The sequence below is a fragment of the Bacillus sp. 220_BSPC genome, from assembly GCF_001054655.1.
GTDB classification, from domain to species: Bacteria; Bacillota; Bacilli; order Bacillales; family DSM-1321; genus Peribacillus; species Peribacillus frigoritolerans.
This window is the reverse complement of the sequence record NZ_JVPL01000157.1, coordinates 1-436: the sequence shown is the minus strand read 5'-3', so window position 1 is coordinate 436 and position 436 is coordinate 1. Positions and strand designations below refer to the sequence as shown.

Annotated in this window: 1 protein-coding gene; it reads left to right on the top strand. The window is 34.9% G+C overall.

Annotated elements, in window-relative coordinates:
• Window positions 1-66 precede the first annotated feature (66 nt).
• Window positions 67-436: YitT family protein (locus ADA55_RS10315; protein WP_161798618.1), on the top strand; the 370-nt coding region annotated here is incomplete at its 3' end.

Below are 436 nucleotides of genomic sequence, written 5' to 3'. Positions count from 1 at the left end.
ATCTTAGCCTCATTCTGAAATCATATGCTTGTACATATATTAGCCATAAACACATGATAAAAGGTGATGTATATTTTTCAGAAAATCACGGCTATTATTATAGGAAGTCTATTATTGAGTATCGGAATAAACGGCTTTTTAGTTCCCCATCATTTATTAGATGGAGGGATTACAGGCATTGCCCTCATCATCCATTATTACTTTGAATTTCCGACAGGTTTAGCTATGTTCCTTTTAAGTATCCCTCTGTGTATATTCGCCTGGATCCATGAACGAACATTTTTTTATAATAGCTTTCTCGGTTTAATTGTTGCTTCTATATTCATTGATTGGCTAGAGCCTTTAAGAAACCAATTTTCTCTTTCTATTTTTCCGAGTATGTTAATAGGAGGGGGATTGATTGGAATTGGAGTAGGGATCATGCTTCGATATGAGG